This is a genomic window from Flavobacterium sp. H4147, assembly GCF_029360735.1.
Lineage (GTDB): Bacteria > Bacteroidota > Bacteroidia > Flavobacteriales > Flavobacteriaceae > Flavobacterium > Flavobacterium endoglycinae.
This window is the reverse complement of the sequence record NZ_JARKNB010000001.1, coordinates 1,297,630-1,324,575: the sequence shown is the minus strand read 5'-3', so window position 1 is coordinate 1,324,575 and position 26,946 is coordinate 1,297,630. Positions and strand designations below refer to the sequence as shown.

The 26,946-nt window shown below is 34.4% G+C and carries 29 protein-coding genes; 10 read left to right on the top strand and 19 right to left on the bottom strand.

Annotated features, from left to right (window positions below):
* The first annotated feature begins 15 nt into the window (after nucleotides 1–15).
* The 6 genes from P2W75_RS05805 (at nucleotide 16) to P2W75_RS05780 (ending at nucleotide 4,939) form a co-directional block, all read left to right on the top strand.
* Entirely contained in the window at nucleotides 16–1,191 is a 1,176-nt protein-coding gene (locus P2W75_RS05805; protein WP_276379435.1) for an ankyrin repeat domain-containing protein, read from the top strand.
* Nucleotides 1,192–1,222: 31 nt separating this feature from the next.
* Nucleotides 1,223–2,575, top strand: coding sequence for an ankyrin repeat domain-containing protein (locus P2W75_RS05800; RefSeq protein WP_276379433.1), 1,353 nt, complete (start codon nucleotides 1,223–1,225; stop codon nucleotides 2,573–2,575).
* A 26-nt stretch (nucleotides 2,576–2,601) separates the two neighbouring features.
* The gene (locus tag P2W75_RS05795) at nucleotides 2,602–3,063 is read left to right on the top strand and encodes a hypothetical protein (protein WP_276379431.1); all 462 of its coding nucleotides are present in this window, start codon (nucleotides 2,602–2,604) and stop codon (nucleotides 3,061–3,063) included.
* A 222-nt stretch (nucleotides 3,064–3,285) separates the two neighbouring features.
* Complete coding sequence (locus tag P2W75_RS05790; protein ID WP_276379429.1) at nucleotides 3,286–3,612, top strand: hypothetical protein; 327 nt, start codon at nucleotides 3,286–3,288, stop codon at nucleotides 3,610–3,612.
* A 12-nt stretch (nucleotides 3,613–3,624) separates the two neighbouring features.
* Nucleotides 3,625–4,176, top strand: a complete 552-nt coding sequence (locus P2W75_RS05785) for a hypothetical protein (protein WP_276379427.1) — start codon at nucleotides 3,625–3,627, stop codon at nucleotides 4,174–4,176.
* A gap of 10 nt (nucleotides 4,177–4,186) precedes the next feature.
* On the top strand, nucleotides 4,187–4,939 hold the full coding sequence (locus tag P2W75_RS05780) for a hypothetical protein (RefSeq protein ID WP_276379426.1): 753 nt from the start codon (nucleotides 4,187–4,189) through the stop codon (nucleotides 4,937–4,939).
* Between the two features lie 55 nt (nucleotides 4,940–4,994).
* On the opposite strand, the gene P2W75_RS05775 is transcribed toward P2W75_RS05780, so the two are convergent.
* The 11 genes from P2W75_RS05775 to P2W75_RS05725 all read right to left on the bottom strand — a co-directional run bounded on the left by P2W75_RS05775 (nucleotide 4,995) and on the right by P2W75_RS05725 (nucleotide 16,036).
* On the bottom strand, nucleotides 4,995–5,225 hold the full coding sequence (locus P2W75_RS05775; RefSeq protein WP_276379424.1) for a ferredoxin: 231 nt from the start codon (nucleotides 5,223–5,225) through the stop codon (nucleotides 4,995–4,997).
* Nucleotides 5,225–6,466 carry a peptidase U32 family protein gene (locus P2W75_RS05770; protein ID WP_276379423.1) on the bottom strand — a complete coding sequence of 414 codons (1,242 nt, stop codon included), beginning with the start codon at nucleotides 6,464–6,466 and terminating at the stop codon, nucleotides 5,225–5,227. The genes P2W75_RS05775 and P2W75_RS05770 overlap by 1 nt, the downstream gene beginning before the upstream one ends.
* Before the next feature lie 468 nt (nucleotides 6,467–6,934).
* Nucleotides 6,935–7,180 carry a transposase gene (locus P2W75_RS05765; RefSeq protein WP_276379911.1) on the bottom strand — a complete coding sequence of 82 codons (246 nt, stop codon included), beginning with the start codon at nucleotides 7,178–7,180 and terminating at the stop codon, nucleotides 6,935–6,937.
* 166 nt (nucleotides 7,181–7,346) lie between these two features.
* Entirely contained in the window at nucleotides 7,347–8,705 is a 1,359-nt protein-coding gene (locus P2W75_RS05760) for a rhodanese-related sulfurtransferase (RefSeq protein ID WP_276379422.1), read from the bottom strand.
* Nucleotides 8,706–8,927: 222 nt separating this feature from the next.
* Complete coding sequence (locus tag P2W75_RS05755) at nucleotides 8,928–9,338, bottom strand: BrxA/BrxB family bacilliredoxin (protein WP_163396277.1); 411 nt, start codon at nucleotides 9,336–9,338, stop codon at nucleotides 8,928–8,930.
* Nucleotides 9,339–9,440: 102 nt separating this feature from the next.
* Nucleotides 9,441–10,235, bottom strand: coding sequence for a tetratricopeptide repeat protein (locus P2W75_RS05750; protein ID WP_207298541.1), 795 nt, complete (start codon nucleotides 10,233–10,235; stop codon nucleotides 9,441–9,443).
* Nucleotides 10,236–10,338: 103 nt separating this feature from the next.
* Complete coding sequence (locus P2W75_RS05745) at nucleotides 10,339–11,496, bottom strand: lycopene cyclase family protein (RefSeq protein WP_276379419.1); 1,158 nt, start codon at nucleotides 11,494–11,496, stop codon at nucleotides 10,339–10,341.
* Nucleotides 11,497–11,515: 19 nt separating this feature from the next.
* The gene (locus P2W75_RS05740; protein ID WP_276379417.1) at nucleotides 11,516–11,980 is read right to left on the bottom strand and encodes a thioredoxin family protein; all 465 of its coding nucleotides are present in this window, start codon (nucleotides 11,978–11,980) and stop codon (nucleotides 11,516–11,518) included.
* Between the two features lie 161 nt (nucleotides 11,981–12,141).
* Nucleotides 12,142–14,394: a TonB-dependent receptor gene (locus tag P2W75_RS05735; RefSeq protein ID WP_276379415.1), complete on the bottom strand. Its 2,253-nt coding sequence runs from the start codon at nucleotides 14,392–14,394 to the stop codon at nucleotides 12,142–12,144.
* Nucleotides 14,395–14,763: 369 nt separating this feature from the next.
* Nucleotides 14,764–15,672, bottom strand: a complete 909-nt coding sequence (locus P2W75_RS05730) for an NAD(P)/FAD-dependent oxidoreductase (protein WP_276379414.1) — start codon at nucleotides 15,670–15,672, stop codon at nucleotides 14,764–14,766.
* 10 nt (nucleotides 15,673–15,682) lie between these two features.
* The gene (locus tag P2W75_RS05725; protein ID WP_276379412.1) at nucleotides 15,683–16,036 is read right to left on the bottom strand and encodes a MerC domain-containing protein; all 354 of its coding nucleotides are present in this window, start codon (nucleotides 16,034–16,036) and stop codon (nucleotides 15,683–15,685) included.
* 93 nt (nucleotides 16,037–16,129) lie between these two features.
* On the opposite strand from P2W75_RS05725, the gene P2W75_RS05720 reads away from it, so the two are divergent.
* The 3 genes from P2W75_RS05720 to P2W75_RS05710 all read left to right on the top strand — a co-directional run bounded on the left by P2W75_RS05720 (nucleotide 16,130) and on the right by P2W75_RS05710 (nucleotide 19,202).
* Nucleotides 16,130–16,522, top strand: coding sequence for a Fur family transcriptional regulator (locus P2W75_RS05720; RefSeq protein ID WP_276379410.1), 393 nt, complete (start codon nucleotides 16,130–16,132; stop codon nucleotides 16,520–16,522).
* 74 nt (nucleotides 16,523–16,596) lie between these two features.
* The gene (locus tag P2W75_RS05715; RefSeq protein WP_276379408.1) at nucleotides 16,597–18,465 is read left to right on the top strand and encodes an Nramp family divalent metal transporter; all 1,869 of its coding nucleotides are present in this window, start codon (nucleotides 16,597–16,599) and stop codon (nucleotides 18,463–18,465) included.
* A gap of 83 nt (nucleotides 18,466–18,548) precedes the next feature.
* On the top strand, nucleotides 18,549–19,202 hold the full coding sequence (locus tag P2W75_RS05710; RefSeq protein ID WP_276379406.1) for a metal-dependent transcriptional regulator: 654 nt from the start codon (nucleotides 18,549–18,551) through the stop codon (nucleotides 19,200–19,202).
* 15 nt (nucleotides 19,203–19,217) lie between these two features.
* Here the strand turns inward: P2W75_RS05710 and P2W75_RS05705 are convergent, their stop codons facing one another.
* The 8 genes from P2W75_RS05705 to P2W75_RS05675 form a co-directional block, all read right to left on the bottom strand.
* Complete coding sequence (locus P2W75_RS05705) at nucleotides 19,218–19,679, bottom strand: hypothetical protein (RefSeq protein WP_276379404.1); 462 nt, start codon at nucleotides 19,677–19,679, stop codon at nucleotides 19,218–19,220.
* Between the two features lie 84 nt (nucleotides 19,680–19,763).
* A complete protein-coding gene (locus P2W75_RS05700) occupies nucleotides 19,764–20,162 on the bottom strand; it encodes a hypothetical protein (RefSeq protein WP_276379402.1) in 399 nt (132 codons plus the stop codon).
* A 150-nt stretch (nucleotides 20,163–20,312) separates the two neighbouring features.
* Complete coding sequence (locus P2W75_RS05695; RefSeq protein WP_207298530.1) at nucleotides 20,313–21,095, bottom strand: enoyl-CoA hydratase/isomerase family protein; 783 nt, start codon at nucleotides 21,093–21,095, stop codon at nucleotides 20,313–20,315.
* A gap of 10 nt (nucleotides 21,096–21,105) precedes the next feature.
* Nucleotides 21,106–22,470, bottom strand: a complete 1,365-nt coding sequence (locus P2W75_RS05690; RefSeq protein ID WP_373921626.1) for a PAS domain-containing sensor histidine kinase — start codon at nucleotides 22,468–22,470, stop codon at nucleotides 21,106–21,108.
* Nucleotides 22,460–22,513 carry a hypothetical protein gene (locus P2W75_RS22585; protein ID WP_373921625.1) on the bottom strand — a complete coding sequence of 18 codons (54 nt, stop codon included), beginning with the start codon at nucleotides 22,511–22,513 and terminating at the stop codon, nucleotides 22,460–22,462. The genes P2W75_RS05690 and P2W75_RS22585 overlap by 11 nt, the downstream gene beginning before the upstream one ends.
* Before the next feature lie 122 nt (nucleotides 22,514–22,635).
* Nucleotides 22,636–23,184: a CopD family protein gene (locus P2W75_RS05685; protein ID WP_207298529.1), complete on the bottom strand. Its 549-nt coding sequence runs from the start codon at nucleotides 23,182–23,184 to the stop codon at nucleotides 22,636–22,638.
* A 39-nt stretch (nucleotides 23,185–23,223) separates the two neighbouring features.
* A complete protein-coding gene (gene hemH / locus P2W75_RS05680; RefSeq protein ID WP_276379400.1) occupies nucleotides 23,224–24,237 on the bottom strand; it encodes a ferrochelatase in 1,014 nt (337 codons plus the stop codon).
* 223 nt (nucleotides 24,238–24,460) lie between these two features.
* Complete coding sequence (locus P2W75_RS05675; protein ID WP_276379398.1) at nucleotides 24,461–25,336, bottom strand: AraC family transcriptional regulator; 876 nt, start codon at nucleotides 25,334–25,336, stop codon at nucleotides 24,461–24,463.
* A 227-nt stretch (nucleotides 25,337–25,563) separates the two neighbouring features.
* Between P2W75_RS05675 and hemA the strand changes: the two genes are divergently transcribed.
* Complete coding sequence (hemA, locus tag P2W75_RS05670; RefSeq protein WP_207298526.1) at nucleotides 25,564–26,814, top strand: glutamyl-tRNA reductase; 1,251 nt, start codon at nucleotides 25,564–25,566, stop codon at nucleotides 26,812–26,814.
* Nucleotides 26,815–26,946 lie beyond the last annotated feature (132 nt).

Below are 26,946 nucleotides of genomic sequence, written 5' to 3'. Positions count from 1 at the left end.
TTAAATATATTTCAAATGACAAACCAAATTGAAAGTTTCCTTTTTCAGGGAAAATTTGACGAGGCTAGAGAATGCCTAAACAACGGAGAGAAATTTAACGAACAATATCTTAAAAACAATTTTTCGCAGATAGCTGCCAAAATTATTGAAGCGAAAGAAATTGACTTTATCGAAAAACTGATAAAAGCGGGTTTTATTGAAACCGATATTTACGAACTGGACAATTTTGATCAGTCCATTTTTAAACCGTTAACGTTATATCTAAAAGACGACGACGAATCGATTGCTTTTTTCAAAGAAGTTATGTCAAAAATCGACAACATTAACGATGAAATAAGCGATAAAACGTTGCTTGGCTATTTTTTTGAAAAAGGAACTTCGCCAAAAATAGTTAAAGTTTTAGTTGATAATTTTGGAGCTAACACGCAGTATAAGAACAATGCAGGTGAAAATTTCATATATACGATCTTAAACACTTATGGTTTGGATGCAGAAAAAGTAAAAGAATACATTACCATTCTAATTGATAATGGCGTTGATATCAATGAGAAAAATATTGTAGGCACAACGCCTTTAATGTGCGCAGTTAAAAGAACCCGAAAGGATCTTTTAACTTTTTTAGTTGAAAACGGTGCAGATCCTAATGAAACTGATAACCAAGAAAACAGCGCTTTTTACTATGCTACAGCCGAGCAGTTTTCGTTTCCGATGTACGAACTTTTAGCAGAATCATCATCAGCCGTTTTTAATAGAATCAATAAAAACGGAAAAACTTTACTTACAGAGTTTATCAGAATGATTTCTGATTCTGAATACGATCTAAATTCATTGCAAAGATTATTATCAGATGGAGCTGATTTAAATCACTGCGCTGAATATTATGGAAATCCGAAATCGGGTGTAGATTATATTTCAGAGAAAAAATCGGGTATTCTAAAGTCGGTTCTTGACAGCGGTTCAATTGATGTTAACGAACAAGACAATCAAGGAAACACTATTTTACACAAAGTCTGTGCGTATAATGTAAATTATGATGCTGAAGCCGCAAAAGAGACTTATCGAAAAGTTAAATTACTTCTTGAAAACGGCGCTGATAAAGAAATCACCAACGACAAAGACGAAACGGCTTTGATGCTTGCTTCTGGCGACAACCTGAAGATTAAAACGGTTGAACTTTTAATGAAACAATAAAAACGATTATTTACTTTAAAAATATCTATACATGTCAATGTCATTTATAGTTGCCTGCGAAAATGGCAACAGAAAAATAGCCGAAATACTGCTTCAAAATAAAGAAGTAGATGTAAAATATACAGACGAACAAGGAAGAACGGCTCTTCATTATGCGGCACACCGCGGTTATCTCGATATTGTAAAAATCCTAACCGAAGACGGAGCTGATATTAACTACGAAGACCACCAAGGAGAAACGCCTTTGTTCTTTGCTTGTCTGCAGAAACAGAAACAAACCGCTTTGTTTCTATTAGAAAAAGGTGCAGAAATTACCAAGAACGATAAATATGGAAACAGCCTCTTGCACTTGGTAGTTCAAACAGCTCAAGTAGAAATTGCAACAAAGTTGCTTGAAGCGGGAATCGATGTTAATTTACTGAATAACAATGGAGAAACTCCGTTACTATTGGCTTCAGCAAAATTAAATAGAGAAATTATTCAACTGCTTTTAGACAAAGGTGCCGATATCAATGTAACCGACAAACAAGGAAATACACCTTTGTTATACTCTTGTTATACCAAATTGATTCCGATGGTGACCTTGCTTTTGGATAATGGCGCCGACATAAATCATGTGAATCATGCTGGTGAAAATGCGCTTTTAATCGCCTGCTACGAAACCAACCGAATGCTTGCCAAATTATTAGTAGAAAGAGGTGCCGATGTATTTACTTCAAATAACAACGGATATTCTCCTATTTGGTATGCATGCGCAAATAATCAAAAAGAAATTGTCGCTTTGTTCCTTGAAAACGGAGTTGACGTAAATTACAGCAAACCTGTTGCGCAAGACACTTCGTCTATGAATGATTATTTGGATTGGATTGTAACTGCTACAAACATTTCAAACGAATCTAGTTTTTCATTAAACGACTCTTATAATTATGGCGGAGAAAGTCTGCTACACGTTGCAACCAAAAAAGGAAATCTTAGTATGGTAAAACTTTTGATCGAAGCTGGAGCAGACATTAACATTCAAGATGAATCTGGAAATACACCATTACATTACAGTGCTGCCAACGGGAAGAAAGATGTGGTGAAATTTTTATTAGACAATAATGCCGATGCTTCAATTGTAAACGTAAAAGAACAAAAAGCGATTGATTACTCAAACGTAAAAGGTTTCAATGAAATTACAGAGCTAATTTTAAGATATGCTCCTTCTGGAACAGTTGTAAATCCAATACACACATCCTTACAAACAGAAGCACCAAAAGCCGATAAAGGAAATTCAATGGAAGCGAAGAAAAAAGCATTACTGGATTTAAAAGAACTTTTGGATGCTGGTATTTTAACTTCGGAAGAATTTGAGGTTGAGAAAAGTAAGGTTTTGAAAGGGTAAATTTATCGCTTTTTAATACTACAAAAATGATTCAATTAACGACAAATATACAAGTAAAAAAAAGTGCTGATTTTATTTATGAATTTCTGCTTAATCTTGACAAAGAAAAATACTGTAAATGGCATTCTGCTCATAAAGATTTTACAGTAATTAAAAGAAATGAACAAGAAATCGGTAGTATTCTTTATTTCAAAGAAATTGTTGACCAGACTGTTGTAAATTTTAAGTGGCGAATAATTGAAATAACCGAAAACAAATTAGTAAAAATGCGGGCGCTTTATTTCTATCCTATATGTCTTACTATTGGTTTGGAAAGCATTTCTGAGGCAACTATAGTTCATCATCAGCTCCATGTAGGTTTTAAACTAAAATTCTTAAACCTAATTCCTGATTGGATTATTGGCAATACTTTATTTTCACAAAGAAAAAGAAAATCACAGCAGCAACATGCCATAGAAGAATATAAAAATTTGGAACATTTACTATAATGATATTTTTATCCGTTCGCGCGGATTTGTAATCCGTGCCCGTATAGATTGGTTTGTTTTCGATTCGATAATTACATTGTGTGTCTTGCAGTTGCGGGCACGGATTACAAATCCGCGCTAACAACTTATAAGGATACATTCACACGATCGGATTATTTTGTTGTGTGATAAAAGTGGTAATGCTCTAAAAACTTACATCGAATAACCAAACTTGTGAATAAAATGACAATGATAAGAGAGCAAATAAGAGAATTGGAAAAACTGGGTCAAATGCCTGATGATAGTTCAAATGAAGACCCTTCTATAGATGTTATGATAGATCAATATGAGGAACTATTGGGATCAATATCTAAACCAATAACTTTTGAAGAAGGTGAAATATTAATCAAGCTTTTCCCAGAAACTACTTTTTATGGCTTAGAATGGACATTACTACATTTGACAGAATCACTATTTAAGCAAATTGATTTTGATAAATATGAAAATCTGCTTAAAAAGTGCCCAAGCATTCAATGGAAAGAAACTTTACTTGATAGATTGAAAATATAAAATATAAAAACGATGTTTGATATTGTATCCATAATTTCGAAGCATACCGCTTTTTTAGAAGACAAGCTAAAGCAACTTGATAGTAGTCAAAGGAAAAGTATTGGTAAAGCTTTTATTCGGCTCTATTTCCTATTGCCCGAAACTACGGAATCTATCGAACATCATTTAAAAATTAAAATTCAAGAAGATACATTACTTAATGATGTAGAGAATGACAATCTTCAATATTTCAAAGATGCTTTAAAAAATTATTCTATCTCTATAGATCCGTATGCCGATGATTTTGAAGAACTTGAAATCATGGAAATCAACATAATCAGCGGCCTTGAAAATTGTATCAATTCAGCGGAAAAACCAGAATATGCAGCATACAATTTTCTATTGTTAATTGACATTCTCGATTACTATCAAAACTTTTCTGAAAATCCTCAATATTGGAACAATCTGCTGAAAAAAGAAATTGAATTTCAGCAAAAGATCGTTGAACAGATTTCAAAAGGAGAAATAATGGATGAAAATTCGTATTTTGATCGATATAAAAACACTCCGTTTAATGAAATCTAAATTTCACAATATGATAAAAAAATACTTATTCTTTATACTTGCCATTGTCTCTGTATTTCTTAACACAAGTTGTAAAGATTCTAAAAGCAAAACTGAATCTACTAAAACTGAAGTTGTCGATTTAAAAGAAATCCCTGAAGTGGAAGAATCTCCCGTTGAAACCAAAAGAGAACTTTCTGATTTCCTGCCTAAAAATTATGTCTTATTTGATACTATCTATGGCGACCTCAACAAAGACAATATCGAAGATTGTGTCCTGATTATTAAAGACACTGATAAAAGTAAAATAATTACAGATGAATACCGTGGTAAACTAGATCGCAACCGAAGAGGAATATTGGTGCTTTTAAACAAAAACAATAATTACGAACTGGCTGTAAAAAATTACGACTGTTTTTCATCTGAAAACGAAGAAGGCGGCGTTTATTATGCACCTGAATTATACGTTGAGATAAAAAACAACAAACTCTTTATCAATTACGCACACGGAAGATATGGCTATTGGCAATATACTTTCAGATTTCAAAACAATGATTTAGAGTTAATTGGTTATGATGCCAGCAGTAATCACGGTCCTGTTACTCTCACACAAACCAGCATCAATTTCTTAACCCGAAAAAAGATTGTAAACCAAAATGTCAACGAAAACACTTATGATGGTGAGGAAATTTTTGAAAAAACTGAATCAAAAATCAATCGAACAAAATTGATTAAATTATCTGAAATCAAAGATTTTGACGAATTGGAAGTTGCAGAAGATTAGTTTAAGTGATATAAAAAGAGTCGCAAGTTGCGACTCTTTTCTTTTATAATGACCTCTAAGTTTCCTTAACCGTAATAATCTTAACCGGACAAGCTTTTGCGGCCAATTCACAACTTTCTACAATCGCATGATTGGCAGATTTTAAAGTAAAAAAGCCTTTAGCATGCTGCGAATGAAGTAAAACCGATTTTCCATCTTTTTTCGACATTTGAAAATGAACTGGATCCATTTCGACACAGTAATTACAGCCAATGCATTTATCTCTTTGTAAAGTGATGATAACCATTATGCTTCGACGATTTTATAGAGTTTGTCCGACATTCTGATTCTGAATGGTAATTTGAAAGTACAATCGTCTCCTTTTGTTGCTTTTTCTGCTGAGAGATCGTTCACGAACATTTCGTCGATAATCATTTCTTGAGCGCCTGTACTTGGGCCTGTTACCAAAATTTTATCACCGACTTTAATATCGTAAGCTTCAATTTTGAATTGTCCAATTTCGGCTTTTGGGAAATAATGTGTTCCTTTACCCACATAAACCTTTTTCTGCGTCGCTGCAGATCCTGGAATATCGCTCCACTCTCCTAATTCTTGTCCCAAATAATATCCCGACCAGAAACCACGATTGTAGACTGTATTTAAAGCTTCCATCCAAACTGCGGTTTTCTCTTTAGAGAAAGTACCGTCGTAATACGCATCAATAGCTTCTCGATAAGTTTTGATGACTGTTGCTACATATTCAGGCGCACGTCCGCGTCCTTCGATTTTTAAAACCTTAATTCCAGAATCAATTACTTGATCTAAAAAGTCGATGGTACATAAATCCTTAGGTGACATCATATATTCATTATCCAATTCGATTTCAAAACCTGTTTCCTGATCGATAACGGTATATTTTTTTCGGCAGTTTTGTTTGCACGCCCCGCGATTCGCAGAGGAATTATGCGAATGCAAACTCAAATAACATTTTCCTGAAACTGCCATACATAAAGCGCCGTGACCAAAAATTTCGATTTCTACTAAATTTCCGTTTGGTCCTTTGATTTGTTCTTTTTCAATTTGTTCCGTTATTTTCTTTACTTGTCGCAAACTCAATTCACGGCTTAAAACCATTGTATCGGCAAATAAACTATAGAATTTAATGGTTTCTATATTGGTAACATTCAGTTGTGTCGAAATATGAACTTCCATTCCAATCGATCTTGCCATGGCAATTACAGCTTGATCGGATGCGATTACTGCGGTAATATTGGCCTCTTTTGCTTTATTCAATACTGTTTTTACAACTGATAAATCGTGATCGTAAATAATCGTGTTTAAAGTCAAATAACTGCGAACGTTTTGGGCTTCGCAGCGATTGGCAATTTCTTTTAAATCTCCGATTGTAAAATTCACTGTCGATCTTGCACGCATGTTGAGTTGCTCAACACCAAAATATACAGAATCACAGCCATTATCTAAAGCAGCCTGAAGCGACTCAAAGTTCCCAGCGGGAGCCATGAGTTCGATTGTATTGTTAATTGTCATTTTTGATTTTATTATTCCAATGATATTTTTAGAATTCAGTTATCTAAAAATTGACAAAAATAATGTGGGTGTAGATTAGATTCCTATGATTTTTATCATGGTCTTTATTTTAAAAATTATTTCGTAGCAGGCCACGAAAGACCATTTTCTATGCCCATAATTGTCGCTAATTTTTATCAAATATAGCCCATGGTTTCAACCGTGGGAAACGTATTGTTACGTAACGTTGAGGATTTATATTGTGTACCCACGGTTGAAACCGTGGGCTATGTACAATCATTACGCAATCTTTATCAAATATAGCCCAAGGTTCAACCTTGGGAAACGTGTTGTTACGTAATGTTGAGGATTTGCATTGTGTACCCACGGTTGAAACCGTGGGCAATATTTTTATAGATTTTGGTATTTTTATGTCTTGAGATCGATTGAATTTTCAAACCCATGAAGTTTTACAAATTCATCAAATTCCTACTGACCATCCTTTTTTAGGTGATGTTGTTTTTGATTTTTAATATAATTATAGACAACATCAAGCTGGGATTCGCTTACCGCAAAAGCAGCATAGTCCTTTTGCCAGGCGAATTTTTCAGGAATTAAATTTTCTCCATTTATACAATGGGAAGAACCGCCTTTAGCTTGACGAATTACATCCGAAATAGATTTTTGCGGATTTAGTAAAAACAAAACATGCACATGATCATGCATTCCATTTATGATTCTAACTGGACAACCGAGTTCAATTAATTCATCATGGATATAATTGTATATCTTTTTTCAATTGAATAATCAATTAATTCCGTACGATTTTTGGTTGCCCAAATGGCATGAATCCATAATTTGGAAAAAGAATGCGACATTGTAAACTAGGGTTTAAAAACCGCTAATTTACAATTTTATAAATTTTATCTGACAAACGAATGCGAAATGGAACTTCAAAAGTAACTTTATCACCAATTTTAGCAGATTGAGTTTCTGTACCATTCACGATGATTTTATCCATAATCAATTCCTGATCTCCTGTCGTTGGACCCGAAATAAGGATTTTATCACCAACATTTAATTCGTGATTTTCTACAGTAAATTGTCCAACTTGTGCTTTTACGTAATAATGTTCTGCTTTTCCAAGAAGTACTTTCTTTACTTTTACTTTCTGACGGATATCAACAGGCTTTTGTGCAGTTGCCAAAGCAGTTTCTGGCAAATCTCCTGAGTGCTTGAATTTTAGGTTTTCAGATTTTCCCTTTCTGAACACTTTATTTCCAACCTGTTTTCCCGTTCTCAAACGAACTTGATCAACTAAAGGCATGTGAATGATTTCTAAACATTCTGTAGAACAGCAGTTTTCCATTGCCGCTTTACATTCGTCACACTGAATAAACAATAAGTGGCATCCGTCATTTTCGCAGTTGGTGTGGTTATCGCAAGGTTTTCCGCATTGATGGCATTGCGAAATGATATCATCTGTGATTCTTTCGCCCAGACGATTATCGAATACGAAGTTTTTACCAATGAATTTGCTTTCTAAACCTTCTTCTTTCAATTGTTTCGCATAGTTGATGATTCCACCTTCTAATTGATATACATTTTTGAAACCTTGGTGTTTGAAATACGCACTTGCTTTTTCACAACGAATTCCTCCCGTACAATACATTACCAGATTCTTATCGTCTTTATGATCTTTAAGCTGTTCGTTAATGATTGGTAAACTCTCTCTAAAAGTCTCAACGTCTGGAGTAATAGCACCTTTAAAATGTCCAACTTCGCTTTCGTAGTGATTTCTAAAATCTACTACAATTGTGTTTGGATCTTCAAGGATTTCGTTGAATTCTTTGGCTTTCAAGTGAACGCCAATATTAGTAACATCAAAAGTGTCATCGTTTAAACCGTCAGCAACGATTTTGTGACGCACTTTGATTGTCAATTTTAAAAAGGAATGATCGTCTTGTTCTACGGCAACATTCAATCGTATGCCTTTCATGAAATCGTAAGCCTCAAGAGTTTCTCTAAAAGCTTCAAAATTTTCAGCAGGAACACTCATTTGAGCATTTATTCCTTCGCTGGCAACATAAATTCGTCCTAATGCATCAAGGGCATTCCAGGCTACGAATAAATCATTACGAAATTTTTGTGGATCTTGAATTTTGGCATACGCATAGAAAGACAACGTTAGTCGTTGTTTACCTGCATCATCGATCATGATGGCTCTTTCTTCTGCGCTCAAAGTGTTGTACAGTTGCATGCTATAAACAGTTTTAAGTGAGAAATTATTTTTTTGCAAAAGTAGGTAAAAAGGTTCAAAGTTGCAAAGTGACAAAGTGACAAAGTGACAAAGGTTTTTTAGTTTAGTCCATAAAAAAAAGCACCAAAAGGTGCTTTTTAAAATCTTTGTCACTTTGCAACTTTGATCCTTTGTCCCTAAACTTTGAACCTTAGTATCTCAGCACCTCAGTACCTAAAAAAATCAACAAAACTCGTTAAATGCGTCTTGTAAATTCTCAGCGATCATTTCAGCTGGGCGCCCTTCGATGTGGTGACGCTCTAACATGTGAACTAATTCTCCGTTTTTAAACAAAGCCATCGAAGGCGATGATGGAGGAAAAGGGAACATATGTTGTCTTGCAGCATCAACAGCTTCTTTGTCAACACCAGCGAAAACCGTGATTAAATGATCTGGTTTTTTAGCTCCTTGTAAGCTCATTTTTGCTCCAGGACGTGCATTTCTAGCCGCGCAGCCGCAAACAGAATTTACAACGACTAATGTGGTACCTTCAGCTTTAATTGCATTCTCTACAGCTTCAGCACTATGTAAATCTTGAAAACCAGCAGCTGTTAATTCAGCCTCCATTGGTTTTACCATTTCTTGTGGATACATATTCTTGATTTTTTAAATTTTACTTTTGAACTGCAAAGTTACAAAGTTTACTCGCAACTCGTTAATTTGAAGTATAAAGTTTTGTTATAGTTCGATTGGTAATTACCTTAACTTCTTTTGATAGGGATAGGTTTCATAAACCGTATTGTCTTCATTAATCGAATATCCTTTCTTGGCATTTTCTTTTCCTTCGTTAATCAAAGCCATAATTTCTTCTTTTGGCTTTCCTTTTTTATACCAGCAGATGGCTTTGTAATACTTTGCATCTGAAAATTCAGGATATATTTTTAGCGCTTTGTCAAAAATAGTGATTGCTTCATCTAGTTTTTGAAGCTCATACTTAGCAATTGCTTGATAGAAATACGCAGTCGGATGTTCCAATTGGCTTCTGTTTTTGTAAATCTCATTTACATAATCATCGAAACACTTTTCAGCTTTTTCGTATTCATTCAATTGTAAATAACACAATCCAATGTAAAAACCATAGGTGTGATCCATTACATAATTATTCCCATAGAGCTTAATGCATTCTTCAAAATCAGTTATGGCACTTTTATAAGTTTTGGCAAAGATGCATTTGATAAAACCTCTGTACGGGAGCCATTCGGCTTTGTCATAAAGAACAGCTTTATCAAGATAAGGCATTCCAACTTCATACTTTTTGCATTTAAAATACGGCATCGCTTTTTGCTGCCACAATTGAGCAACGGTGCTGTCTTTTTTCAAACCTTCATCAAGACAGGCTTGCCATTTTTGCATTTCGATATTGTAATCGTATTTTTTTTCGGCGCAATTGGTTAAAAACTCTTCTATAATGGCATCATGCGCTTTGTTTGTAGAAACTTGTCCGAATGAAAGAAAACTAAAAAAGAATAATCCTAAAGTAATGGTTTTCAAATCCTATCTATTTTTGAGTTATTTTTTTGAAAGAAAAATCAAGCTAAAATAGGTTTTTTTAGAAATGGATTAAAAAAATATTTCACAGCAAACAAAATTTCGTTTAAAACAAAACTCTCAATAATGCTTTTAGAAAAGGCAGTTTCGGACATTTCATAATTACCTGAAAATCTTCAGCCAAACTTGTTTCTTCATCCAAAAATTTAAAAATCAATTTTGGATTTCCTTTTCGGAATAAAGATGAAAAAATGGAACTTCCCAATTCGTTATGATGATACAGAATATCCAAAAGCAGTAAATCATACAACCAAAATCGGTTCTTTTTATGGAAATCTTTCATTTTAAATCCTTCATTTTGAATAAAACTAATCAGTTCAGTTGATTTTTTATCTGAATTTTTGAAAGTATAACCCGTACTTGCTTTTGTCCAGCCGCCAGCCGTACCAATATTCAAAACCCGTTTGGTATTTTTTTCCCAAAAAGGATAACTCGTCATTGGAATACTTCCCTCCTCTTTTTCGAGAATTTTATAGTCATCTGATCCCAATTGATTAAGATAATTTTCAATGGCTTTTTCGTACTCTTCTTTTGGCAGCAATTTTTCTGAAAACAAAGTATATTCGACCAAAGCCTCAGTTTTAGAAGTTGGCAGAACGTACATAAACCTTGTATTTCCTTTTTGTTCAACCGAAAAATCCATAAAAGTAACTTCTTCCGGATTGAAAATTTCTTCTTTTGTTTTTACAAACCAGCCCACAAAATGCTGCTGTAAAACGGGATATTTATTTTGGTTTTCGGCGAAAGCCTTTGTATAAATGCTGTTGAAAAGATACTTACAGGTAAATCTATTTTCTTCGGTTCCAACAAAAACGTGCGTTTCGAGTTCGTTGATATCGGTTACTTTTTCATTAAGAAAGGTAATATTCGTTTGATTTGAAATACTCTCAAAGACAAAATTATAGAAATCTAATCCGTTGATTTTATTGTACGAATAAGGTTTGAGATCCAGATCGCGTTGAAACTTTTCATTGGCAAATAAAGCCGAATCCCATTTTTTTGAAATAATCGGATTCCAGATTGAATGTTCTTTCTCCCAAAAACACCACGTTCTGTCATTGGTTTTTTTAGAATCCTGATCAAGCAGTAAAATCGATTTATCGGAGAATTTTCCAGACAAAACCATTTTATAAACCGTCATTAAAGATGCCAGTCCGGTACCGGTAAAAATGTAATCGAAATGTGGGATTTGCGAAGAATTCATTTTCAAAAATAAGAAAATTTTATTTCTCTAGATTTTCTAAAAGCAGTTTAAAATCCTTTGGAGATAAATAGTTTGAATACTGAAAGATAATCTCATTTTTCTCATTCAAAACACACAAAACTGGATATACAATTTGATTATTTTGTGTTCCTAATTGCAAAGCCAATTCATGAACGCCAACATTATTTCCTGAAGGCTGATATTTAAAAATGCGATTATTGAAGTTTATATCTCGCTTTTCTTCGGCATTGAAATCAATGAAATAGAAATCAGCGTTTAGTTTTTGAATAATTTCCTCATTTTTAAAAGTTGTCGCTTTCATTCTTTGGCAAAATTGACACCAATCTGTATGAATGAAAACAATAATTTTTCGCTTCTGAATTTGCTGCAAGCTTTCTGCATCCTCAAAAGTCTTGCTTTGTAACTGGCAGAATCCTGTTGAAGTTATTCCGAGGAAAAGAATAAATAGAAGAAGCTTTTTCATTGTTTTTTGTTTTTAGCCACGAATTCACGAATTATTGTGTGGAGATCCAACCACATAAAATTACACGGATTAATCATTAAAAGTAATTTGTGTATCTTCTTCTAGCTGTTTCGCGTTAGAGACAATTTTTAAAATAATTCGTGAATTCGTGGCGAATAAAATTACCTAAACGTATAGCGCAATCCCAAAAATCCTCGAATAGTTTGATTTTGTCCGTAAACATAAGTCGTATCAAATGTCAAACCGTATGGATTATCAGGCGTTACCAGAACTTTTCCAGCCGAATCATACTGCACATTTTTATCAAAAGGATCATTCGTTCTCGAAATCAAAAACGGATTATTCTGCTTTGGTGTAAAGTTCAGCAGATTTTTGATTCCGCCATAAACTTCAAAATCTTTCCATCCCGAATACGTAAACTGAATATTCTGAATACTGTACCAAGGCGATTTCGGACTTCTTGGATCGGTTTCGCTCAACAATGGCAATTTCATCGGACTGTAAACATTTCCGGTATAATCCAATGATAAATCCCAAGGCTGGATTTTATACGAAACACTCCAAGTTCCCGTAAAATTCTCTGTCAAAAATGGTTTTTCCGAAATTCCGTTTTCGACATTTTTGTTGTCTAAAACCGTTGCTCCCACAATAAACTTTAATCCCGACGGAAAATTAAGATCGATATTTGTGCTTATTCCTTGACTTATAGCATAACCATCAATATTGTCATAGATGATTTCGTTTGGATTGGTTTCGTAATCTGAAATGATTTTATTGCTGAATCTCGTGTAAAAAGCCGTCGTTTCAATTCCCATAAACGTTCCGTTTCCAAAATTGATTTTCTGGATGTAATTTAAATTGACATTTACCGACTTTTCAGGTTTCAAATCGTTTTTAATAATTACATCTCTCGAACCCGTTAAAGCCGCATGATCTTCGGTAAACAAATTCACAACACGAAATCCAGTTCCGGCATTTAATCTAAAAATCGTGTTTTCGTTGGCTTTAAATCGATACGCAAATCTCGGCGTCAAAATAGAACCGTGAATCGAGTTGTAATCATATCGCATTCCAAGCAAAATCTGGCTTTTTGGAGAAAACGTAATTTCGTCCTGCACAAAAATCCCTGGAAGCCAAGTGTTTTCTGGATCTTTTGTTGCGGGCGTATTATCATCATAATAGGTATATCGGCTGGCAATTCCCGCCAATAAATCGTTTCGTCCAATTTTTTTATCCCAAGTCAATTGCAAAAAACCAATTTTCTGATTCGCGATATACGATGTTGTTCCATATCGACTGTCTTGATAATGAACATTTCCAGAGAACGAAAGCATCAGTTTTTCTTCAAATGGCAATTGATAACTTCCAATTAATTCAGCCCTTTTGGTATAAATGCTTTCACCGTAAATTTCGTCACCGCCACGGTATTTCTTTTCCCAACGAATGTCTCCGCCCCAGCGATCTTCGTACATTCCGCGCGCTGCAATCGTAAAAAGGCGATTGTTATTTCGTTTGAAACTCCATTTATTAAATACTGAGATTCTTTCAGAAAGCGTGACATCCGTAAAGTTGTCTTTATCTTTATCAATAACCTGATCGTAATTAAAATAATTAATTCCGATGAGTGAAGTCGCTTTTTTCCCTGCATTAAATTTCATTCCCAAATCGAGATTACTTTCAAAATAAGAAGTCGTGAAATAATCCGCAGAAAAAGTTGGCGCTGTAGTTGGATTTTTAGTAATAATATTAATCAAACCGCCAACGGCTTCACTTCCGTAAAGAGATGAGGCAGGTCCTTTTACGATTTCAATTCTTTCGACCAAAGAATTCGGAATTCCTGATAAACCATAAACTGTTGAAAGACTGCTCACAATAGGCATTCCGTCAATCATCACCAAAGTATAAGGACCTTCTAATCCGTTTATATGAATATCGCCTGTATTACAAACGCCACAATTCAATTGAGGACGAACGCCGTTTATGTTTTGAAGTGCATCGTAAATACTTGGCGTTGGATTTTTCTTGAAGAAAACCGGCGAATAGACTTCAACGGGAACGGCACTTTCTAAGCGTTTTACCGGTTTTAAAGTTCCCGAAACCACCACTTCGTTCAATTCATTTTGATCTTCTTTCAATTCAAAATCTAAATTCAAATTTTCATTTTCTAAAACCAAAATTTTCTGGGTTATAGGTTTAAATCCAGTTGCAACTACATGGATTTTGTAAGTTCCTTTTGGAATATTTTGAAGGCGATAAATCCCCAAAGAATCGGTTTGAGTTTTAAAGTTGGTATTTAATAAACTTACATTAATTTCCTGACCAACAGGAATTAATGCTTCTACTTTTCCGGAGATATTTTGCGAGTATAGGCTTTTAGTTGAAATTATTACTATTATCAAAAATAAATATTTCATTGTTATAAAATTAAATTTAGACAAATCTAAAAATTAAATTTGATATATAATTATTCGTAAATAAATTTTTTAAAACATTTCAATTTCAATCCGTTAAAAAACATTCAAACACATAGAGGCATAGATTTTATTTCTTTCAAAAGAGCGAAAGAAAAAGCTCGCTTTCACACACAGCTAAGTCTCTAATAAAAATTGAATAGCGTCCAGCTTTAGCTGGATGGAAATATAAATAATGCGGAAAAGGGCTTTTAGCCAAAAAATGCAGGTTTGGCTAAAGCCCTTTTCAAATCAAAACCATAATCCCCTAGCTGAAGCTAGGGGCTATTGAATTAAAACCCAAAAGGTTTTAAAAACCTGTTGGGTGAAGCATCATACAAAATCTTCGTCGATAAGTTCTTTATTAATTACCGCTCCCGCGAAAGATCCAGAAGAAACAGCCAACGCCACAGAACGCATTTGAGTGGTAGCATCGCCACTTCCGAAAATTCCTGGAACGGTTGTTTTCTGCATAAAATCAACTTTCAAATAGCCCTGTTCATTGATTTCACAGCCTAACTCTTCTGGTAAAGAACAATGCTGTTCAAAAGGAACTTTAGCATAAATGGCTTTTACAGAAATTTTTTCTTCGTTTTTGAAAATTATATTCGAAACATAACCTTCATTATGTTCTAAAGAATCAATTTCATTTTCTAAAATCAAAACACCGTGATTTTTAAGAATTTGTGTTTGTTCCAAAGTCAATTCAGATTTTCCGTTGGTACACAAACGAAGGTCTTTTGTCCAGTTCGAAATCAGTTTTGCATATTCAAATCCCATTTCGCCATTGGCAATAATAGCCGTTTTTTCATTTTTAACTTCATAACCATGACAATACGGACAATGTAAAACCGAAATTCCCCAGCAATCTTCAAAACCATCAATTTTCGGAAACAAATCTTTTACTCCGGTTGCAAACAATACTTTTCTTGAAGTAAAAACATCTCCAGATTCGGTTTCAATTTCAAAACCTTTATCTATTTGAAGTGCTTTTACCGCAAGTCCATTATAAAATTGAACGGTTTTGTAAATGTCAACCTGTAATTTGGCTTTCGCCGAAATAACAGCGGGCTTTTCGCCGTCTTGTGTAATAAAATTATGGGAATGCGGTGTTTGTCTGTTACAAGGCAGGCCACTATCGATAACCAAAACCTGACGCAAAGAACGTCCCAAACTCATTGCGGCCGACAAACCGCTGTAGCTTCCGCCAACGATAATCACTTCAAAATGTTTCTTTTCCATATTTTTATTTTTAATGATTTTGTTTTCTGTGTAACTTGTAATTAATTAAATGCCCTATAATCATTCCAATTCCACCATAATAAATTAAATCGAGATGGATCTCGAAAAAAAGTTCACTCAAAATACTGATCCAAATTAAACTCATTGATACTACTAATATCGCTGAGATTAAAAGAGCCGAATTTTTTATAATTTTGAGAATCGCAAATAGACCCAGTGAAGCAAACAGCAAATCGATAATTGGATTGTGTATAAAGCCCAAAGGCAGGATGGTTAAAATTGGAAAAATCAAACAATGAACCAGACAAAGAGTGGCACTTGAAATTCCTAAAATATCGTAAAAAGATGTGGTTGTTTTCTTCATATCGTGTACATTTGTTTAATGCAATATTGTTGCAAATATACATTATTTTACAAAACGCAACATTGTTGCTATAAATTTTTAATTCTGCTAAAAATGAAAACGACACGAAATACTACAGCAAAGACAGCCGTTTTAGAGGTTTTTGAGAAATCTAAAACAGCACTGTCCCATTCCGAAATTCAGAAATTACTAAACGATATCTGCGATCGAGTGACCATCTACCGAATCTTAGATCGTCTGGTGAATGAAGATATCATTCATAAAATATCAAATCTTGACGGAACAGTAAAATATGCAAAATGCAATCATTCTCATCAGCGTGTTCATATTCATAATCATGCACATTTCAGCTGTGAGAAATGTCATGAGATTACATGTCTTGAAACCGTGAAACCAAGTTATATAATGCCTCACAATTATAAAGTCAACGAAATAAACTTTACGCTTTCGGGGTTGTGCCCAAAATGTTTGAATTCTAACATTTAAGTTTTAGACAAGCCTAAAAATATTGTTGAGCGAATATAATTTTTCTATATATTTGAGAAATCAATATTTTAACAATGACTAAATCATTAGAAGAAGTACACGAATCCGTTTCGACACAACATAAAAAAACAGGATTCCGAAAAATATTAGCCTTTTTAGGACCAGCATATTTAGTAAGCGTTGGCTATATGGACCCAGGAAACTGGGCCACTGATATTGCAGGCGGAAGCCAGTTTGGTTATACACTTGTCTGGGTTTTGTTAATGAGTAATTTAATGGCACTGCTTCTACAGAGTTTGAGCGCACGTCTTGGAATTGTTACCCAGCGCGATTTGGCTCAGGCTTCTAGAGAGACCTATTCGAAATACATCAACTATATTTTATATTTTTTAGCCGAAATTGCCATTGCAGCCTGTGATTTAGCAGAAGTTCTAGGAATGGCGATCGGGATTAATCTTTTATTTGGAATTCCTCTTCTTGAAGGCGTTTTGATTACCGTTCTGGATACTTTTATTCTTTTATTTCTTATCAATAAAGGAATCCGCAAAATGGAAGCTTTTATAATTGCTTTGGTCGCAATTATTGGTTTCTCTTTCATCTTTGAAATGATTTTTGCCGAACCTGAAATCCACAAAATCATTGGCGGACTTGTTCCTTCTATTCCAAATTCAGCCGCTTTGTATATTGCAATCGGAATTATTGGTGCTACAGTAATGCCTCATAACTTATACCTACATTCTTCTTTGGTCCAAACCCGAAAATTTGACAGAACGCCAGCAGGAATCAAACAAGCTTTAAAATACAATTTGATCGATTCTACAATTGCTTTAAATCTTGCTTTTTTTGTAAATGCTGCCATTTTAATTCTGGCCGCAGCAACTTTTCATAAAAATGGAATGTTTGAAGTTGCCGAAATTCAGGATGCACATCAATTCCTGCAACCTTTATTGGGAACCAAATGGGCGCCCATTTTATTTGCCGTTGCTTTAATTGCTGCCGGACAAAGTTCGACAGTTACGGGAACACTTGCCGGACAGATTGTAATGGAAGGTTATCTGCATTTTAGAATCCAGCCTTGGGTTCGTAGAATCATTACACGTTTAATTGCCATTGTTCCTGCCTTAATCGTGATTTACATTTATGGCGAAGATGTTACCGGAAAATTATTAATCTTAAGTCAGGTCATTCTGAGTCTGCAGTTAGGCTTTGCAATTATTCCTCTCATTCACTTTGTAAGCGATAAATCGAAAATGAATGGTTTTCATATTTCTCGAACTACTCAGATTGTTTCGTGGATTATTGCTTCAATCATTGTTTCGTTAAATGCAAAATTGGTTTATGACGAAATCACTTCCTGGCTTCAAAATTCGAACAATCCTACGTTGCTGTGGTTTACCGTAATTCCGTTGGCTTTTGGATTTGCGGGATTATTGCTGTACATCATTTTTAAACCGTTTATTGCCAAATTCAAAGAAAAAACCATCAATCATTCGCCTCATAACCTGAAGCTTCATTTCTCACAAAAGAAAACTCAGGAAGTTAAAAATATTGCAGTTTCTGTCGATTTTTCAAGTGCCGACGAAGCTGCTCTTAATCACGCCTTCGAATTGGGAGGAATAGAGGCGAAATATACGCTTATTCATATTGTTGAAACCGTTGGCGCTTTGATGTACGGAATTCACGTTCACGATCATGAAACTACTATTGATGAAAAACTATTATTAGAATACAAAGAAATGCTTTCGCAGAAGGGTTTCAACATCGAAACAGAACTTGGTTTTGGAAAACCAGCTAAGATAATCCCAGAAATCATCAACAATGGTTTTTTTGATATACTAGTAATGGGAACCCACGGCCATACTGGTTTAAAAGATATTCTTTTTGGCACAACAGTAGACAAATTGAGACATAAAATTTCGATACCTTTGTTGATTGTTAAATAAAAGAGGCAAAGTCTGAGAGGTTCAAAGGGACAAAGTTTTCCCTTTGAACCTTTGAACCTTTGAACCTTTGAACCTCAAAAAAAATGACTTTTTCAGAAGAAAACTACTTAAAATCGATATATCACTTGACGGCTGCTTCAGAAACTGAAGTCAGTACCAATGCTATTGCGGAAATCATGGAAACAAAAGCTTCCTCTGTAACGGATATGCTAAAAAAACTGGCAGAGAAAGATTTGGTGAATTATAAAAAATACCAAGGCGTTTCATTGACAGAAAACGGAAAACTGGCTGCCAAAATGATTGTGAGAAAACATCGTTTATGGGAAGTATTTTTAGTGGAGAAGCTGAATTTTAGCTGGGATGAAGTGCATGAAATTGCGGAACAGCTGGAACATATTAAATCCGAACAATTGATTAACCGTTTGGATGATTTTCTGGGTAATCCCACAGAAGATCCGCACGGTGATCCGATTCCAGATGCAAACGGCCGAATTATTAAGATTGAAAAACAACTTTTATCTGAATTGGAAGAAAACCAAATCGGCATTTGTGTGGGCGTAAAAGATACTTCTTCTGAATTCCTAAAATATCTAGACAAACAGGGAATCGCGCTGGGTTCTAAAATTGAATTTTTATCTAAAGAATCTTTCGATTTATCGGTAAAAATTAAAATAAACGAACATGAATTGTCTATTTCTAATAAAATTGCTTCTAACCTATTTGTGAAACTGGTTTAAGGAAAATCTTTTTCATTAGAAATCTAAATTGGTAAAACGCATTTCTAGATTACGCAATAAATTATCTGTTCGATCAAAAGTAAAGAGATTGATTACAAGACGGCGTTTTTCGTTAGAATTTGTAATGATGTAAAGGATAGAATGTCTAATCTTATATCCTTTTATATCACTGAATATTAGTTTTTGGGTACTAAAGATACTTTTTGAAATAATGGAATCACTTGTAAAGATTACTTTTCTTTTAAAAACATTAATTACTAAAAGAAACGCAACAATAATAGCCGCCACAATCAACATTAGCAGAATTACGTGTAAATAAGCAGAAGAACAGCAGAAATCATACAACTGATACGCGCGCGAATTAGATGGCAGATCAATAAATGGGATTAACAGTAAACTGCTCAACACCAATATCTGCAGCACTGAAAAAAGGAAAATAAAAACTTTTAACCGGCTTGATAGTCTATACACATTCATCTGAAATTATCTTTAAAATAGAAATTTTCAGCAAAAATAAGGTGTTTTTCCTACATTATTTAAAAAACGTGTAACTTTAACATTTCACACAATTCCCTTTTCAATCATCTCCAGCATTACAGGAGAGGCATTTTTAAAAGTTGGTGCTTGTTCAATAATACTTCCTGCATTTTTCTTGTTTACTTTGAAAGTAACATCATCATCAGTAGTAAACAAAAGTGCTGTTAAGAACGGTTTTTTAATGTGCGAACCTAAAATCAATAGAGCTTCGTCTAAAGTATGAATGCTTTCTATTTCTTCTGTTTTGTATCGGAAGGTTAATGAGATTGAGAAAGTGTTGTCTTCATTGAGAACCAATCGGAAATATACATTTTTGAGTTCTGTATCGCCCATTGTTTTAGCCAAAGTAAGTTTTGCGAAAGTTCCGTTTTGGATGCTTTCTTTAACACGTTCACAAAAAAGGGCAAATATTGGTTCGTACATTTTTTTTAAGAGGCTAAGGTTCTGAGAGATTAAGTTCTCTCTTTATGGTTATTATTTAACCGCAAAGGTCGCTAGGATTTACGCAAGGTTCGCAAAGTTTTTTATTTCATTGTACTTTACGTAAATCTTTGCGTTTTTGCGGTTAAAAAATTATTTTCCTGTAAATTCGGCTTTACGTTTTTCTAAAAATGCAGTTGTACCTTCTTTAAAATCGGCAGTTCCAAAACATTCTCCAAATGATTTTATTTCGGTATCAAAACCATTTTTACCGTCTTCGAAATTAGCATTGATCGATTTGATGGCTTTTCCAATCGCAAAGGGTGCATTTTTAATGATTTTTTGAGCGATTACGTTTGTAAAAGATAAAAGTTCCGTCTGCGGTACTACATGATTTACTAAACCGTATTGTTTTGCTTCTTCTGCAGAAATCATAGCTGCTGTCATAATCATTTCCATCGCACGGCCCTTTCCTACTAACTGCGGCAGACGCTGTGTTCCTCCGTAACCTGGAATCAACCCTAAGGTTACTTCTGGAAGTCCCATTTTAGCATTATCTGAAGCTATTCTGAAATGGCAAGCCATAGCGAGTTCCAGTCCGCCTCCAAGAGCAAAACCATTTACAGCTGCAATAACCGGTTTTCTCAATTTTTCAATAAAATCAAATAAGTTTTCTTGTCCTTCGGCAGCCAGCTGTGCGCCTTCGACAACCGTATAATTAGCAAATTCCGAAATATCAGCTCCGGCCACAAACGCTTTTTCGCCCGTTCCGGTTATAATAATTACACGAACATTTTCGTCGCTTCCTAAAGCAGTAACGGCTTTACTTAGATCACTAATTGTCGCTTTGTTTAAAGCGTTTAATTTAGCAGGTCTGTTAATGGTAATGGTAGCAATTCTTTCTTCAATAGAAACTAAAATATTTTCGTAGCTCATAACACTTATTTTAAGAGTTGGTGATAGGCAGGGAAACTCTAAATGTGGTTCCCTTTCCGTAAGTTGATTCAAAGGTAATTGTTCCTTTGTAATTTTCGATAATGTTTTTAATAATTCCAAGTCCAAGTCCCATACCGCTGGTTTTAGTGGTAAATTTTGGTTCGAAGATTCGGCCTATATCTTGTTTTTGGATTCCAATACCGTTGTCTTTTACGGCAATTTCGACATTGTTATTTCTTCTTTTTACCGAAACCACAATTGATTTTTGAAATTGGCTTTCAGAAATTGCCTGAGTGGCATTTTTAACCAAATTGGTAATTACACGAATTAATTGCGTACGGTCCATTTTGGAGATGATTTCCTCCTCTTCTTTTTCAAAAGAAATATAATCTTCGTTGAAAATATCCAAAGCCAGTTCTACGACTTCAACAACATTCAAGGTTTCATTTTGCTGAGCCGGCATCGAAGCAAAATTCGAAAATGCCGATGCAACCGCTGTCATGGTATCAATCTGCTGAATTAAGGTTTCGGAGTAATCATTCATCTTCTGCTTAACATCAGGATCATTTGGATCAAATTTTCTTTGAAAACTCTGAACCGTTAAACGCATTGGTGTAAGCGGATTTTTAATTTCATGTGCGACTTGTTTTGCCATTTCGCGCCACGCTTCTTCACGTTCGCTTTGTGCTAGTTTAATCGCGCTGGTTTCCAATTTGTCCACCATTCCATTATAGGCTCTTATTAAGAAATTGACTTCTTTGCTGTTTGCCTCCAAAACAATCTTCTCATTTTTTTGATCCAGATTGGTTTCCTCCAAACGATCTGAAATGGTCTTTAGTGATTTAGTAATATAGGTAGAAAGGAAATATGCTAACGCAAAAGCCACAATCAGCATGAAAGAATAGACCTGACTTAAACGAATTAGGAATGTATTCAATTCGTTGTCGTAATATCCGTCGTCTTCTAAATACGGAAGATTTAGAATTCCGAGTGGTTTGAATTTTTCGTCTTTTATCAAACTGTACGAAGATCGGTTTTTAACTCCGTCAATCGTTTTAATATCTACAAAACGTTTTTCGATAGAAGAACGAACCAGTTTTAGAATGTATTCAGGAATTGGCGGTGCAATTTTATCAACAGCAAAAGATTCTTTGGATGATTTTAAAAGTTTTCCGTCAAGGCTGTAAATATTGATTTCAATTTTGTGAATCTGAGCCAATTCATGGATTTTGTCTTTAAAAATCAAATCCAAATTTTGGGTTTTCAGCGGATAAGTTGTAGTTGCCAGAACATAATTGATGTGTTCTTTGACGGCGTTTTCTTTTCGCTCTAAACGTTCTTGATGGTATTCTTTGGCCTCAGTTTTAAACTGAATAATCGAAATCGAAGCTAATAAAAAAGATGCCACGACAATCAATACAATCATCGACAGGAAAATCCTGGTACGAAGTGAAAGCATAGACATTTTGAAGTTGTTTAGCATGTTTTTAGTGTTCAGTCTCAGTCTCAGTCTCAGCAAAACTGAAAACTGTCACTGCGACTATTTCTTCTCTCTTATTCGTTTATAAAATCTAAAACCCAGCATAATTAAAACCGAGAATACAATAATTCCGATTACGCCGAAGATCCAGTTGATCGCACTTTTTAAAACTACTAAAAAAACAACGGCAAACAAAATAATCGTAGCGCCTTCGTTCCATAAACGCATGAAGTTGTTCGAATATTTTACCTCATCGTTTTGCAGTTGCTTAAAAATCTGATGGCATTTTGCGTGGTATAAATACAAAAGGAAAACAAAACACAGTTTTACATGCATCCAAGGCATTGTGATCCAAACATGACCGGCATCTGTAAAAAACAACATCCAAAAAGCAAAAATACTCGCCAAAACTGCCGATGGCCATGTAATAATGTACCACAAACGGTAGGCCATAATTTTATACTGCGCCTGCAAAATTTCCTTTTCAGGAGAAGGTTTTTCACTGGCTTCAATTTGATACACAAACAAACGCACAATATAAAATAAACCTGCAAACCAAGTTATGACAAAAATAAGATGCAGTGATTTTAAGTAATTATAATACTCCATTATGAAAGTCTTTTTTCTTTACTCTTTCTTCTATTTTCTCTATTTCGCCCAATCGTTAATCCAATTTGCAACTGTCTGGCACCATTGATCATCGTCATTTAAACATGGAACTGCTAAGAAATCTTCTCCTCCATTTGCTTCAAAATCTTCTTTGGCACGCATTGCGATTTCCTCCAAAGTTTCAAGACAGTCTGAAACGAAAGCTGGTGTTACTACGGCTAATTTTTTAATTCCTTTTGCCGGCATATTGTCAATTTCAACATCCGTGTAAGGTTCTAACCATTTATCACCTGCTAAACGAGATTGGAAAGTTAAACTGTATTTGTCCTCTGGAAGTCCTAATAGTTTAACAACTTGTCTTGTTGTTTCATAACATTGGTGACGATAACAGAATTCGTGCGCCGGCGATGGCGTATTACAGCATGAGCCGTCAATTTTACAATGTGATTTCGTCACATCGGTTTTACGAATATGACGCTCTGGAATTCCATGATATGAAAACAATAAATGATCGTATTCAAACCCAACTAAGTGTTTCTGGATAGAATCTGCCAAGTTTTTGATGTAATCTGGCTTGTTGTAAAATGCGGGAACATCGGTAAATTTCATATGAGGAAATTTCTTTTTGCGAATTTCTTCTGCCTTAACCAAAATGGTCAAAGTCGATGCCATTGCATACTGCGGATATAATGGAAAAAGAAGAACATCTGTAACTCCTTTATCGCTTAATTCCTGAAGTCCTTTTTCAATAGTCATGCTTCCATAACGCATTGCTAAAGAAACTGGCACATTTACTAAAGGCTGTACTTTATGCTGCATTCTTTCTGAAAGAACGATTAATGGAGAACCTTCTTCCCACCAAATTTTTGCGTAAGCGTGTGCCGATTCTTCAGGTCTTTTTCTTAAAATAATACCGCGAACTAATAATGCTCTTAATAAATATGGAACGTCAATTACATATTTATCCATTAAAAATTCATCTAAATACGGTTTTACATCTTTTGGAGTTGGGCTGTCTGGAGAACCTAAGTTTACTAATAATACGCCTTTCATGTTTTTTCTGTTTTTAGGTTTTAAGCTCTAGGCTTTAAGCTTTTTATTTGTTTTTAAAAATTTCGGCAAAAGTAGAACTTGGAACTTTTTCGAAATATGATAATTATTACTTTTTAATTATTGTTGAATATTCAAAATTTATTTTATCGCATTTGTGAAATTTTCTCTCGCAGATTCGGGAGATTTAGCAGATTTTATTCTGTGCTAATTCGTGAATTTGTGGCTAACTAACATTCGCATTAATCGACATCAAATACTTTTTAGGTGTTGTTCCGAATTTCTTTTTGAAAGCAGCAATAAAATGACTTCCGGTGCTGTAACCAATTTTCAATCCCACTTCATTTACATTATAAGAACCACTGTCTAATAGTTTTCTAGCGAAATCCATTTTGTAATCGAATAGAAAACCGTAAACCGTGTCGCCGTAAATTTGTTTGAAACCCATTTTGAGTTTTTTCAAATTCAAACCAATCTCATCTGCTAGTTCTTGTAGTCCCGGCGGCTCTGACATATTAGCAATTACGATTTCTTTGGCTTTTCGGATTTTCAGTACATTATCTTCATCAATTAAAAACGGACATTGTTCTGCATTTGGATCTTCGGTTCTGTTGAAATACAAACTCAACAATTCGTATCCTTTTCCTTTATAATACAGGTTTTTGATCGAAGGGTGAAGATTGTAATGAAACAGCTGACTCAACACAATTGCCATCGACGGACTGATGTTTCCTTCGTTATAATACTTTTTATCCTTATTATCAGGACTTAAAAAAGTAATATAGTCCGCTTCGGCAGAAAATAACGCGTGAAATTTCTTGATGGAAACAATTACCGAAATCACCCACGAATTTGGGGCGAGTTCTAAATTAAGCGGTAATTCTTTCTGCGGATTGTATAAAAGCAGTGATTTTTCTTCTTTCAATTCTAAAGCATAATTACCTTGATTGAACAAGAATTTGGCATTTCCTTTTATCCCGAAGTGAAACTGTATCAAGCCAGTACCAATTTCATGTTGTGCATAAAATGGCTCCAGACTGTCATTTTGAAAACGAATCAGCGTAAAGTCGTCTTCAATTTTTATAATTTCTTGAGAACCCATAGCGATATTTTTTTGAAACGAAAATCAAGACAAACTTCAAATGTTATTTAGAATCACTCTAAACTAATCACTTCTAATGAGTTGATTTTGCTACAAAAGTAGTCCTTTTTACTCAAAAACACCTATTTAGGTTCAAAAAAACATATAGCGACATAAAAAGTACTTTTAGCGTTATTTTTATCAATGCTATAGTGATAATTTTGTTGCACTTTTATGAAAGTGAATTTATGGAAAACAATAACGTACCGAAACACCTTTATTTTTACTCAGTTGGTCTGAGTTATAAAAAAGCTGATGCTGAGGTCAGAGGTCAATTTAGTTTGGATGCTGTTGCGAAGACTCGCTTACTAGAGCAAGCTAAAAACGAAGGAATAGAAAGTTTAATAGTTACTTCAACCTGCAACAGAACCGAAATTTATGGTTTTGCAGAACACCCATTTCAATTAATCAAATTGATTTGTGACAACAGCAATGGTTCGGTCGACGCTTTTCAAAAAGTGGGTTTCGTTTATAAAAATCAAGAAGCAATCAATCATTTATTTCGCGTAGGAACTGGTTTAGATAGTCAGATCTTAGGCGATTTTGAAATTATATCTCAAATTAAAACCAGTTTCATTCACTCGAAGTCTTTAGGTTTAGCAAATGCTTTTATGGAAAGACTCATAAATGCAGTTATTCAGGCGAGCAAGAGAATTAAAACAGAAACTGAAATCAGTTCTGGAGCTACTTCGGTTTCTTTTGCATCGGTACAATATATTCTTAAAAATGTAGAAGACATCAGCAATAAAAACATTTTACTTTTCGGAACTGGAAAAATTGGAAGAAATACGTGCGAGAATTTAGTAAAACATACTAAAAACGAACACATTACTTTAATAAACCGTACTAAAGACAAAGCAGAGAAATTAGCAGGAAAACTGAATTTGATTGTTAAAGATTACTCTGAATTGCATTTAGAACTTCAAAAAGCCGATGTTGTGGTTGTAGCGACAGGCGCGCAAAACCCAACAGTAGACAAAGCGATTTTAAATCTGAAAAAACCGTTATTGATTTTAGATTTATCAATTCCGAAAAATGTAAATGAAAATGTTGAGGAATTAGAAGGCGTAACTTTGATCCACATGGATTATTTGTCTCAATTGACAGACGAAACTTTGGAAAACAGAAAACTGCACATTCCAGCAGCTGAAGCGATCATCGAGGAAATCAAAGAAGAATTTGTGACTTGGATGAAAGGCAGAAAGTTCGCTCCAACTATTAATGCTTTAAAAGAAAAACTTAATGCCATTAAAGTTTCGGAATTGGATTTTCAAAGTAAAAAAATTGCCGATTTTAATGAAGAACAGGCTGAAATCATCAGCAACCGAATCATTCAAAAAATCACTACTCATTTCGCAAATCATTTAAAAGACGACGACACCATGGTTGATGAAAGCATCGAATGGATCGAAAAAGTCTTCAAAATAAAAGCATCTTAATTTAAGATTTAAACCATATAAGTTATATAAGTTCATTTAAAAACTGTGTTTTACCCAACCCACTTTAAATTACTTATATAACTTATATGGTTCAAAAATAAAAACAAGTTATGTTAAGTTTGATTTACATTT